Genomic DNA, 12,071 nt, shown 5'->3' on the forward strand with positions numbered 1-12,071 from the left:
TGCAGGGGGGACCCTGTGGGAGAGTAGGACGCCGCCGAACAATCTTTGGAAAAGGCCCTGTGGAGAGCTGATAGCTCCCCACAGGGCCTTTTCGCATATGTACCACCACCTCCCCGGTGAGGGGCCCTGGTGGCACTACCGGTAGAGTCATGGGGCATCATCGACTGATTCCCTCACAGGAGGCCCCCGGGTGGAGGTTCAGGAGACACGGGTCCAGACGGATCGTGTACTCACCATCCCGAACATCCTCAGCACCGCGCGCCTCTTCGGCGTACCGCTTTTCCTGTGGCTGATCCTCCGGCCCGAGTTCGGCGGGCCCAAGAGTGACCTCTGGGCCCTGCTGGTGCTGGCGCTCAGCGGGGTGAGCGACTATCTGGACGGCATGCTGGCCCGCCGCTGGAACCAGATCAGCAGCCTTGGCCGGCTCCTCGACCCCGCCGCCGACCGGCTCTACATTCTGTCCACGCTCATCGGCCTCACCTGGCGGGACATCCTGCCGCTCTGGCTGCCCATCGTTCTCCTCGCCCGCGAGGTCGTGCTCGTGGTGATGGTGTGGATCCTCCGGCGTCATGGCTATCCGCCGCCGCAGGTGAACTTCCTCGGCAAGGCGGCGACGTTCAACCTCATGTACGCCTTCCCCTTGCTCCTTCTGAGTGATGGAAGTGGCCCACTTCACACGACCGCCGCTATTTTCGGATGGGCGTTCGCCGGATGGGGTACAACACTCTATTGGTGGGCAGGAGTCCTCTACGTGGTTCAGGTCCGCCGACTGGTGAAGGCGGACGCCGCGGCCGACTGAGTTCGCCGTCGTGGGCAACCCAGGACCGGGTGCCCGTAGCAATCACGGGCCATCGGGCGTGCGCGGTCGGCGTGACTGTCTCTTTCGAGGAGGACGCTTCCGACATGAAGGCCGTCGTAATGGCAGGGGGCGAGGGTACTCGTCTGCGCCCGATGACCGCGACCATGCCCAAACCGCTGCTTCCCGTGGCCAACAGGCCGATCATGGAACATGTGTTGCGGTTGCTCAAGCGGCATGGCCTGTCCGAGACCGTGGTGACCGTGCAGTTCCTCGCGTCCCTGGTCAAGAACTACTTCGGGGACGGCGAGGAGCTCGGCATGGAGCTCACGTACGCCAACGAGGAGAAGCCGCTCGGTACCGCGGGCAGCGTCAAGAACGCGGAAGAGGCGCTCAAGGACGATGCCTTTCTGGTGATTTCGGGCGATGCCCTGACCGATTTCGACCTGACCGAGCTGATCAATTTTCATAAGGAAAAGGGTGCGCTGGTCACGGTGTGCCTGACCCGTGTCCCCAATCCGCTTGAATTCGGAATCACCATCGTCGACGAGGCGGGTCAGGTCGAGCGCTTCCTCGAAAAGCCCACCTGGGGCCAGGTCTTCTCGGACACGGTCAACACCGGCATCTATGTCATGGAGCCCGAAGTCTTCGACTACGTCGATCCGGACGTTCCCGTCGACTGGTCCGGTGATGTGTTCCCGCAGCTCATGAAGGAGGGCAAGCCCATCTTCGGCTACATCGCCGAGGGCTACTGGGAGGACGTCGGCACGCATGAGAGCTATGTGAAGGCCCAAGCCGATGTGCTGGAGGGGAAGGTCGACGTCGAACTCGACGGCTTCGAGATCTCGCCCGGCGTCTGGGTCGCCGAAGGCGCGGAGGTGCATCCCGAGTCCGTGCTCCGCGGGCCGCTCTACATCGGTGACTACGCCAAGGTGGAAGCGGGCGCAGAAATCCGGGAGCACACCGTCGTCGGCTCCAACGTCGTCGTGAAGACCGGCGCCTTCCTGCACAAGGCCGTCGTCCATGACAATGTCTACGTGGGCCAGCAGAGCAATCTGCGCGGCTGCGTGATCGGCAAGAACACCGACATCATGCGCGCCTCCCGCATCGAGGACGGGGCGGTGATCGGTGACGAGTGTCTGATCGGTGAAGAATCGATCGTCCAGGGGAATGTCCGGGTCTATCCGTTCAAGACCATCGAGGCGGGCGCGTTCGTCAACACCTCGGTCATCTGGGAGTCCCGGGGACAGGCCAATCTCTTCGGGACCCGGGGCGTGTCCGGGATCCTCAACGTGGAGATCACCCCCGAGCTGGCGGTGCGGCTGGCCGGGGCGTATGCCACGACCCTCAAGAAGGGCTCCACGGTCACCACGGCGCGCGACCACTCCCGTGGCGCCCGCGCCCTGAAGCGGGCCATGATCTCCGCCCTGCAGACCAGCGCCATCGACGTCCGGGACCTGGAGAACGTGCCACTGCCCGTGGCCCGCCAGCAGACGGCCCGGGGCAGCGCCGGCGGCATCATGATCCGTACGTCCCCCGGTGTTCCCGACTCCGTCGACATCATGTTCTTCGACGAGCGCGGCGCCGATCTGTCCGCGGGCGGCCAGCGCAAGCTGGACCGCGTCTACGCGCGCCAGGAGTACCGCCGCGCGTTCCCCGGGGAGATCGGTGACCTGAGCTTCCCGTCGAGCGTCTTCGACTCGTACACCGGCTCGCTGCTGCGGGCCCAGGACGTCAGCGGCATCGCCGAGTCCGGTCTCAAGGTCGTCGTGGACGCCGCGAACGGCAGCGCGGGGCTCGTTCTCCCCAGCCTCCTGGGACGGCTCGGAGTGGACGCGCTGACGATCAACCCGGGGCTGAACGAGTCGCGCCCCACCGAGACCGCCGACGGCCGCCGCTCCGGGCTCGCCCGGCTCGGGGAGATCGTCGCTTCGGCCCGCGCGGCCTTCGGCGTCCGGTTCGACCCCGTCGGCGAGCGGTTCTCGCTCGTGGACGAGCGCGGCCGCATCGTGGAGGACGACCGGGCGCTGCTGGTGATGCTGGACCTGGTGGCCGCGGAGCGGCGGAGCGGGCGGGTGGCGCTCCCGGTGACCACAACCCGTATCGCCGAGCAGGTCGCGGCGTACCACGGCACCCAGGTGGAGTGGACGACGACCGCGGCGGACGATCTGACCCGGGTCGCCCGATCGGAGACGACGATCTTCGGCGGCGATGGCCGCGGTGGCTTCATCGTCCCCGAGTTCAGCAGCGTCTTCGACGGTACGGCCGCCTTCGTCAGGCTCATCGGACTGGTGGCGCGCACCCAGCTCACGCTCAGCCAGATCGATGCGCGGATTCCGCGGGCCCATGTGCAGCGGCGTGATCTGGCCACCCCCTGGGCGGTCAAGGGCCTGGTCATGCGGCACGTGGTGGAGGCCGCCGGCGACCGGTCCGTGGACACCACCGACGGCGTGCGGGTGGTGGAGGCCGACGGCCGCTGGGTGATGGTGCTGCCGGACCCGGCCGAGGCCGTCACACATCTATGGGCGGAGGGCCCGGACGACGCCTCCGCACAGGCGCTGCTCGACGAGTGGGCCGGTGTCGTGGACAGCGCCGGGCGCTGATCCGGAGGGTCTTCCGTGGGCTCTTGAACCCGTTTGGACACGTTGGGGCGCCGTCTCCCGACCCCGGATCCGGCACGCCGGTGGGGCCATTGGGAGGCGGCGCCCCCGACGTGCGACGATGTGCGGCATGTCGCAGCAGCCCCCCGTTCGGAGTACAGAAACGTCGAGCCCGCGCCCGCGCCTCGACGCGTCCATGTCGCTGCTGACCAACGTGATGGACCACAGCCTCGACGACGGCTACGCCGAGGCGGCCGCGCGGCGGGGCGAGACCGGGCGGTCCCGTATGCCGCGCACCCTGCGCGGCCGGCTGACGGTGGCCTTCGGCCTGGTGATGGTGGCGGTCGTGGTCACCATCGGGGCGGCCGAGGCCCGGATATCGGCGCCGACGCTGGCCAAGGAGCGGGGAGAACTGATCGACCGCATCGAGTCGGGGAACGAGAAGGCGGACCAGCTCGCCAAGAGCGTGGACAAGCTCCGCGGCGAGGTGGGCGAGAAGCAGCGGCAGGCGCTGGAGAAGCACGGGGGAGCCAAGGGCGACCTGGTGGCGCTGCTCTCGGGAGCCACCCCGGTGTCCGGCCCCGGCGTCAAACTGACGGTCAACGACGCGAAGCAGTCCACGTCGGGGAGCGGCGGGGGTCCCAGGGAGAGCAACGACTTCTCCGATACGGGGCGGGTACGCGACCACGACATGCAGCGGGTCGTCAACGGCCTGTGGGAGTCGGGCGCGGAGGCTGTCTCGATCAACGGACAGCGGCTGACGGCGCTGTCGGCGATCAGGGCCGCGGGAGACGCCATACTGGTCGACAACAAGCCGCTGGCGCCGCCGTACACGGTGCTCGCGGTGGGGGACGGGCAGCGGCTGAGCACCGCTTTCCAGGACAGTGCCGATGGGCAGTACCTGCACGTGTTGCAGGAGAACTACGACATCCGCACCAGCATTTCCGCCCAGGACACGGTCCGGCTGCCTGCCGCGCCGAGCCTGATCGTACGTAGCGCAGAACCCATGGTCGGCGGTGCCGGCAAGGGTGGCACCGAAACAGGGAAGGGCACATCGTGATCGCCGTATTGGGCCTCATCGTGGGAGTCGTGGTCGGACTGGTGGTCCGACCCGTGGTGCCGACGGTGGTCGAGCCCTATCTGCCGATCGCCGTCGTCGCGGCGCTCGATGCCGTGTTCGGTGGCTTCCGGGCGATGCTGGACGGGATCTTCGACGACAAGGTCTTCGTCGTATCGTTCCTTTCCAACGTGGTGGTGGCCGCACTGATCGTCTTCCTCGGCGACAAGCTCGGCGTCGGCGCCCAGCTGTCCACCGGGGTCGTGGTCGTCCTCGGCATCCGTATCTTCTCCAACGCCGCCGCGATCCGTCGGCACGTGTTCCGGGCGTGAGGCCGATGACCACCGACGACACCCCCGAGAAGCCGGAGCGGCCCGAGATGCCGCGTGAGCCGGAACGGCCGGAGCAGGCCGAGCAGGACGGGAAGCCCGAGCAGCTCGGGGGTTCCCGGCAGGCCCCGAGCGCCGAGCGGCCCGCAGCGCCGCGCGAGTCGGAGCGGCTCGAACAGGCCGAGAAGCCCCGGTCGGCCGAGTCGCCCGAGAAGCGGGACACGGCGGAGCCGCGCAACACGGCGGAAGAACCGCGAGACTCCCAGCGCGCGCCCGAGCGGCCCGGTGCAGCCGAGCGGCCCGGTGAATCCGCGCAGCAGGGCGCGCCCGAGCCGCCTGCCCCGCCCGGGCGGTCCGCGAAGCCTCGGCAGCAGGACGAACCGGAGCGATCCGGGGCCTCCGAGCAGCCGCCGAAGCCGCGACAGCAGGGCGCGCCCGAGCGGCCCGCCGCTTCCGAGTCGTCCGGGAAGCCGGGCGCGAAGGGCGCGTCGGAGCAGCGGGCGGTCCCGCCGCGGTCGTCGTTGCCCAAGCCGCCGGAGAAGCGCGCGGAGGCGAGCGGTAAGCCCGAGCACCCCGAGGGGGACGAGCGGCGCAAGGCCGCCCCGCTGAAGCCCCCGGCGCCCCAGGCGGCGCGCCCCGGGCCTGGCGGGCCGGGCGGTCCCCGCCCAGCCCTCAGGGCTCCGCTGCCACAGAGCACCCCGCCCCGCGGCCCGGCCCCCAAGGGCCAGGCTCCCCAGGGCCCGGCCCCCAAGGGCCGGGGGCCCCAAGGCGTTCGGGGACCGGCCCCTCAGGGCGGTCGGGGCCCGGCGCCCAAGGGCGTGCCGCCTCGGGGCCCGGGTGCGGCGGGTCTTCCCTCGGCCTCGGTGCCGAACGGGCGGCGCCCGGCCGAAGGCGCGGGCAGCGGCGGTGGGCCGTCGAACGGGACCGCGCCGCGCGCCGCGTTCACGCCCGGAAACGGGAAGCCCGAGGGCGCGGAGGAGGAGACCGGCAGGCAGCGCCTGCTGAAGGGCGTGTGGCCGCCCCGGGTGACCCGGGCGCAGATGATCGTCGCCGTGCTGCTGTTCGGGCTGGGCCTGGGCCTGGCCATCCAGGTGCGTTCGACCAACGAGAACAGCGTGCTGCGCGGGGCCCGCCAGGAGGACCTGGTGCGGATCCTGGACGAGCTGGACTCGCGCACCCAGCGGCTGCAGGACGAGAAGCGCCGTCTGGAGAATCAGCGCACCGAGCTGGAGAACAGCTCGGACCAGGCGGAGGAGGCCCGTAAGCAGACGCTCCAGAAGGAGCAGCAGCTGGGCGTGCTCGCGGGCACGGTCGCCGCGCAGGGACCGGGGATCACGATCACCATCCACGACGCCCAGGGCTCCGTGGAGGCCGACATGCTGCTGGACACGGTGCAGGAGCTGCGGGCGGCGGGCGCCGAGGCGATCCAGATCGGCTCCGTGCGGGTGGTCGCCGACTCCTACTTCTCGGACTCCGGCGGTTCGGTGGAGATCGATGGACGGAAAGTGACGCAGCCGTACGTCGTGAAGGTGATCGGCAAGCCGGAGGATCTGGAGCCGGCGCTGAACATTCCGGGCGGAGTGGTGCAGAGTCTGGAGAAGGAGCAGGCCACCGTGTCCGTTCGGCGGGAGAAGAAGATCGTTGTGGACGCCTTGCGGTCGGGGAAGCGCCCTGACTACGCTCGGTCGTCATCACGGTGAGGCGGTTCGATATGTGGGTCTCTCGGCGAGACCATGTGGATGCGGGGGGTCGGCGCACCAGAAGAGTCGCGCGTGATGGAAACTGTCTGGTGGTCACGGACGTTGTGAGGATGTCCGGACCGTCTGCTGGTGTGTGCATCGAGGGTTTGTCCTGCCCCACGGGCGGGTCTGTTTCAGTCAAGGGGAATCGCCCGTGAAGTTGTTCGGGAAGTTGTTCGGGAAGAGTGCACGCCAGGACGGCGGCAGCGGCACCGCTCGCCACCGCGCGGGGCGTGGTGCGGACGAGAGCGGAGGGGGAAGCGAGGAGCGCCCGCTGTTCCGGGATCAGGTCGGCGGCCAGGGCGGTGACATTTCGGGCGGCCAGGGCGCGTCTTCTGTTGACCCCTCGGCGGCCGGGCGCATAGGTTTCGAGGACTCATCGGCCTCGCGTAGTGGTGGAGGTCCCGGAATGCCTGTTTGTACGAGGTGCGGGCATCGGAACGCGGAGGACAGCCGGTTCTGCTCCAACTGCGGCGCGCCGCTGCGGGGCCAGGCGCCCTCCGAGCGTGCCTCGGAGACCACGTCGACGATCTCCATCTCCGGTATCGAGGCGTACGACTCCGAGGTGACCGGGCAGAACCCGCTGCCGTCGCTGAGCCCGGAGGCCCAGGCCGCCGTGGAGGCGCTGCCGCTGGGTTCCGCGCTGCTGGTGGTCCGCCGCGGGCCGAACTCGGGCAGTCGCTTCCTGCTGGACAGCGATCTGACCACGGCCGGCCGTCACCCGCAGAGCGACATCTTCCTGGATGACGTGACGGTCTCCCGCCGCCATGTGGAGTTCCGGCGCGGCCAGGACGGCAGCTTCACCGTCGCCGACGTCGGCAGCCTCAACGGGACGTACGTCAACCGGGAGCAGATCGACGCGCCGGTGGTCGTGGCCAGCGGCGATGAGGTGCAGATCGGTAAGTACCGGCTGGTCTTCTACCCGAGCCAGCGGGGCGTCGGCATCTGACCCGTCCGGGGAGGTCCGTCCATGCTTCAGACACCGTCGGGCGGTGCCGATACCGGCACCGCCCCCGCGGGCGGCCCGGGCGGCCGGTCGATGAGTATCGGCACCGTGCTGAAGCTGCTGCGGGACGAGTTCCCCGAGGTCACCATCTCCAAGATCCGCTTCTTGGAGGCCGAAGGGCTGGTGGAGCCGCGGCGTACGCCGTCGGGCTACCGCAAATTCGGTCAGGAGGATGTGGAGCGGCTCGCTCTCATCCTCCGCATGCAGCGTGACCACTACCTGCCACTCAAGGTCATCCGGGAGCACCTGGAGGCCCTGGAGCGGGGTGAGCGGCCGCAGCTTCCTGCCGTTTCGCAGGGGCCGCAGCCGCGCGAGCTGCTGGAGCCGGGGGCCGACGACCAGGGGGCCGCGCCCCCGGAAGGCCCGACCGTGGCCCGCGTGGGCCGGGCCGAGCTGCTGGCATCCGCGCAGGTCAGCGAGGCGGAGCTGGCCGACTGGGAGTCGTACGGCCTGATCGCGCACGACGCGGACGGCGGATACGACGTCGAGGCGGTGACGGTCGCCCGGCTGATCGCCGAGCTGGGCCGCTTCGGTCTGGAGCCACGCCATTTGCGGATCATGAAAGCGGCCGCCGAGCGCGAGGCCGGACTGGTCGAGCAGGTGGTCGCACCGCTGCGGCTGCATCGAAATCCGCAGACCAGAGCGCATGCGGAGGCCAGCGCGCGCGAGCTGGCGACGCTCTCCGTCCGGCTGCACGCGGCCCTGCTGCAGTCGGCGCTGCGGGCCGCCGCACACTGACCGATCCGGCCCCGACTATCCAAACCGGCCGGGCACGTCCTAGGGTTGCTGTGTGAACGAGCTCGACGTCGTGGGTGTCCGGGTGGAAATGCCCTCCAACCAACCGATCGTGCTCCTGCGTGAAGTGGGAGGCGACCGCTACCTCCCCATCTGGATCGGACCAGGGGAGGCGACCGCGATCGCCTTCGCACAGCAGGGCATGGCTCCGGCACGCCCGCTGACCCACGACCTTTTCAAAGACGTACTCGAAGCGGTCGGCCAGACGCTCACGGAGGTCCGGATCACGGATCTGCGGGAGGGGGTCTTCTACGCCGAGCTGGTCTTCGCCAGCGGTGTGGAGGTCAGCGCACGGCCGTCCGACGCCATAGCGCTCGCGCTGCGCACCGGGACGCCGATCTACGGCAGCGACGGCGTGCTGGACGACGCCGGTATCGCCATCCCGGACGAGCAGGAGGACGAGGTGGAGAAGTTCCGCGAGTTCCTCGACCAGATCTCGCCCGAGGACTTCGGAAGCAGCAGCCAGTGAAGCGGTCTGCCGGACCTCGCTAGCGCATTCGAGTAGCCTTTCCCGGACGAGGGACACGGGAAACCACTCTCAGGGTGATTATCACTCGGCGTGCCGAGTGTGGCGATCGTTGACGCACCCCGGGTGACTGCCTACCTTCGAGGAGGCAGGTCGAGGACGGAGGTCGGCGTGAGAAGCACCGGCGACGGCACGGCAGCCGGCGGTCCGTATACGCTCCAGGGGGGCGCACCGGCCGATCCGGCACTGAAGGCTCGGGTCGCGGCACAGCCCACGGCACCACGCGAGCCCGCCACGGGGGGCGCGGGGGGTGCGGAGACGGTCGGCTACCGCGGACCCACCGCGTGCGCCGCCGCGGGCATCACCTACCGCCAGCTGGACTACTGGGCGCGCACCGGCCTGGTGGAGCCGAGCGTACGGCCCGCGTACGGGTCGGGCAGCCAGCGGCTGTACAGCTTCCGGGACGTGGTCGTCCTCAAGATCGTCAAGCGACTGCTGGACACCGGTGTGTCACTGCAGAACATCCGGGCCGCCGTGCAGCACCTGCGCACCCGGGGTCTCGACGATCTGGCCCAGATGACGCTGATGAGCGACGGCGCGACGGTGTACGAGTGCACCTCGCCGGACGAGGTCGTGGACCTCCTCCAGGGCGGCCAGGGCGTCTTCGGGATCGCCGTGGGCGTGGTGTGGCGGGACGTGGAGAGCGCGCTGTCCCAGCTGCACGGGGAGCGGGTGGACACCGGCGAGACCCTGGTGGGGCACAACCCCGCCGACGAGCTCGCCCGGCGCCGCAACCGGGCGGGCTGAGAGCGCTCCCTCCGGGCGCCGGCATCACCGATTGTCAGTGGTGTGCGGCAGCATCGGACGTGTGAGGGGTGCGCCGACGATTCTCCATCTGGACATGGACGCCTTCTACGCTTCGGCGGAGCAGGCGGCCAAGCCCAGCCTGCGCGGAAAGCCGGTGATCGTGGGGGGCCTCGGTCCGCGCGGGGTGGTGGCCACGGCGTCGTACGAGGCGCGGGTGTTCGGGGTGCACTCGGCCATGGCGATGGCGCAGGCCCGCAGGCTCTGTCCGAACGCGGCCTACCTCACCCCCCGCTTCTCGCTCTACCGCGAGGTCAGCGACCAGGTCATGGGGCTGCTGCGGGCGCTGTCGCCGCTGGTGGAGCCGCTGAGCCTGGACGAGGCGTTCGTGGACCTGGAGGCGGGCGGCACCGAGTCGCGGGTGGCGGCGGCACGGGCGGTGGGGGAGCGGCTGCGGGCCGACATCCGCGCCGTGACCGGGCTGACCGGCTCGGTGGGTCTGGCCGGTTCCAAGATGCTCGCCAAGATCGCCTCCGAGCAGGCCAAGCCGGACGGGCTGGCGGTCATCGAGCCCGGCACGGAGCGGGAGCTGCTGGATCCGATGCCGGTGCGCACCCTGCCGGGTGTCGGCCCGGCCACCGCGGAGGCGCTGCGCCGGGTCGGTATCCACACCGTGGCCGAGACGCGGGAGGCGGGCGAGGCGGAGCTGGTCCGGCTGCTGGGCCGGGCCCACGGGGCGTCGCTGTACCTGATGGCCGATGGGCGGGACGAGCGGCCGGTGGTCGCCGAGCGGGACGCCAAGTCCGTCTCGGTGGAGGACACCTTCGACGTCGACCTGACCGACCGCACCCGGGTGCAGCTGGAGGTGGCGCGGCTGGCCGACCGCTGCGTGCGGCGGCTGCGGGAGGCGGGCCGTTCGGGGCGCACGGTCGTGATCAAGGTGCGGCGGTACGACTTCTCGACGCTGACCCGTTCGGAGACCCTGCGCGGGCCGACCGACGACCCCGGCGTGGTCAAGGAGGCCGCGGCGCGGCTGATCGACGGGGTGGACACCACGGCGGGTGTGCGGCTGCTGGGCGTGGGCGTGTCGGGTCTCACGGACTACACGCAGGAGGATCTGTTCGCCCAGGCCGCGCAGTCCGCCCACGAGGCCCTGGAGGAGCCGGAGAGGGCCTCGGGGCCGGAGACGGCCGAGCCGGGAGGCCCGGGCGCCTCAGAGGCCCCTGAGGGCGCTGGGAGGCCGCGTACCTGGCTGCCGGGGCTCGATGTGCGGCACGTCGAGTACGGGGCGGGCTGGGTGCAGGGCAGCGGGGTGGGCCGGGTGACCGTGCGGTTCGAGATGCCCTGGTCGGAGCCCGGGCGGGTGCGCACGTTCGCCGTGGACGACCCGGACCTGGAGCCGAGCGACCCCCTGCCCCTGGTACGACCCCCCGAGCCCACCGAGCCCCCACCCGCCCCGCCGGGCGATGGGCCGGGCGGGCCGGACGGGCGGGGCGATGCGCCGATTGGCGGTGAAGGGCGCGGCGGCGAGCTGGGCGGGAGCGAAGAGCCGCGCGACGCGCCGGGCGGGGGTGAGGGGCCCGGCGGCGAGCCGGGTGGGGACGTTGTGCGCGGCGACGTGCCGGGCAGGGGCCGGGGGCAGGATGGCGAGGCAGGCGGGAGCCAAGGGGCGGGCGATGCGCTGGGCGGAGGCGGGCACGATGAGTGCGGCGACGCGCTGGGTGGGAGCCAGGGGCAGGGCGGCGAGTCGGGTGGGAGCGATGGGCCGGGCGGGGGCCGGGAGTTGGGCGGGGAGCGGTGGGGTCAGCCGGTGACGTCCAGGCCGTAGTGGTGGTACAGCTGCAGCTCCTGCTCCGGGGAGAGGTGGCGGCCGACTCCGAGGTCCGGGGCGTCTTTGATCAGCGCACGGTCGTACGGGACCCGCAGCGAGTCGCCGACGACCTCGCTCGGTTCGAGCGGCACGAAGACGTCCCGGCTGAACAGGCCGGTGCGTACCGCCGCCCACTCGGGCTCGCCGGTCGCGTCGTCGAGGTAGACCTCGTCCACGGTGCCGATCTTGGCGCCCTCGCGGTCGAATGCCTTGCGGCCGATCAGGGTCCGCGGGTCGATGTCCGTCTGCACGCTCTCTCCCACAGGTGGCGATGGTCCAGTGATACCTACCAAAAGCCACATCCCCGCATGCGGCCACTCGAGCACCCGGCGGCCCACTACCCGGCGACAGACGCGCTGGTACCCTGGCTGTGGCTGCAGACCCCGTGCGGGAGAGTCCACCGACAATGGCGTCGGGGGCGCCGAAGGAGCAAATCCTCCCCGGAATCTCTCAGGCACACGTACCGTGCGGGCGAGGTCACTCTGGAAAGCAGGGCGGGCCACGGGGAGCACAGCTCCGGAACCCCTCCTCACCGACGGTGAAAGCCGGTCAGACGCTCGTGGACCGGTGAAGCTCTCAGGTTGCGATGACAGAGGGGGAGGCCGTCCG

General features: G+C 70.6%; 11 protein-coding genes and 1 riboswitch. Of the genes, 10 read left to right on the forward strand and 1 reads right to left on the reverse strand.

Going from position 1 to position 12,071, the window contains the following annotated elements; translation table 11 throughout:
• Nucleotides 1-190 precede the first annotated feature (190 nt).
• From ACH4SI_RS40840 to ACH4SI_RS40885, 10 genes are all read left to right on the forward strand, one after another.
• A complete protein-coding gene (locus ACH4SI_RS40840; RefSeq protein ID WP_398305708.1) occupies nucleotides 191-799 on the forward strand; it encodes a CDP-alcohol phosphatidyltransferase family protein in 609 nt (202 codons plus the stop codon).
• 104 nt (nucleotides 800-903) lie between these two features.
• A complete protein-coding gene (locus ACH4SI_RS40845) occupies nucleotides 904-3,399 on the forward strand; it encodes a sugar phosphate nucleotidyltransferase (protein ID WP_398305711.1) in 2,496 nt (831 codons plus the stop codon).
• Nucleotides 3,400-3,517: 118 nt separating this feature from the next.
• Entirely contained in the window at nucleotides 3,518-4,456 is a 939-nt protein-coding gene (locus tag ACH4SI_RS40850; RefSeq protein WP_398305714.1) for a DUF881 domain-containing protein, read from the forward strand.
• A complete protein-coding gene (locus tag ACH4SI_RS40855) occupies nucleotides 4,453-4,785 on the forward strand; it encodes a small basic family protein (protein ID WP_014058688.1) in 333 nt (110 codons plus the stop codon). Before ACH4SI_RS40850 ends, ACH4SI_RS40855 begins: the two co-directional genes overlap by 4 nt.
• Nucleotides 4,786-5,600: 815 nt before the next feature.
• On the forward strand, nucleotides 5,601-6,482 hold the full coding sequence (locus tag ACH4SI_RS40860; RefSeq protein WP_398305890.1) for a DUF881 domain-containing protein: 882 nt from the start codon (nucleotides 5,601-5,603) through the stop codon (nucleotides 6,480-6,482).
• Nucleotides 6,483-6,615: 133 nt separating this feature from the next.
• Nucleotides 6,616-7,470: an FHA domain-containing protein gene (locus tag ACH4SI_RS40865; RefSeq protein ID WP_398305717.1), complete on the forward strand. Its 855-nt coding sequence runs from the start codon at nucleotides 6,616-6,618 to the stop codon at nucleotides 7,468-7,470.
• A 21-nt stretch (nucleotides 7,471-7,491) separates the two neighbouring features.
• Nucleotides 7,492-8,265, forward strand: a complete 774-nt coding sequence (locus ACH4SI_RS40870) for a MerR family transcriptional regulator (protein WP_398305719.1) — start codon at nucleotides 7,492-7,494, stop codon at nucleotides 8,263-8,265.
• A 52-nt stretch (nucleotides 8,266-8,317) separates the two neighbouring features.
• The gene (locus tag ACH4SI_RS40875) at nucleotides 8,318-8,791 is read left to right on the forward strand and encodes a bifunctional nuclease family protein (RefSeq protein ID WP_009713203.1); all 474 of its coding nucleotides are present in this window, start codon (nucleotides 8,318-8,320) and stop codon (nucleotides 8,789-8,791) included.
• A gap of 168 nt (nucleotides 8,792-8,959) precedes the next feature.
• A complete protein-coding gene (locus ACH4SI_RS40880; RefSeq protein WP_398305723.1) occupies nucleotides 8,960-9,595 on the forward strand; it encodes a MerR family transcriptional regulator in 636 nt (211 codons plus the stop codon).
• Between the two features lie 61 nt (nucleotides 9,596-9,656).
• Nucleotides 9,657-11,420, forward strand: coding sequence for a DNA polymerase IV (locus tag ACH4SI_RS40885; protein ID WP_398305726.1), 1,764 nt, complete (start codon nucleotides 9,657-9,659; stop codon nucleotides 11,418-11,420).
• Here ACH4SI_RS40885 and ACH4SI_RS40890 read toward each other — a convergent pair.
• A complete protein-coding gene (locus ACH4SI_RS40890) occupies nucleotides 11,396-11,725 on the reverse strand; it encodes a PRC-barrel domain-containing protein (protein ID WP_398305729.1) in 330 nt (109 codons plus the stop codon). The two genes, ACH4SI_RS40885 and ACH4SI_RS40890, sit on opposite strands and share 25 nt — an antisense overlap.
• 115 nt (nucleotides 11,726-11,840) lie before the next feature.
• A riboswitch (glycine riboswitch) is annotated at nucleotides 11,841-11,938 on the forward strand.
• The last annotated feature ends 133 nt before the right edge of the window (nucleotides 11,939-12,071 follow it).

Source organism: Streptomyces sp. NPDC021212 (assembly GCF_044332925.1).
Taxonomy (GTDB): domain Bacteria; phylum Actinomycetota; class Actinomycetes; order Streptomycetales; family Streptomycetaceae; genus Streptomyces.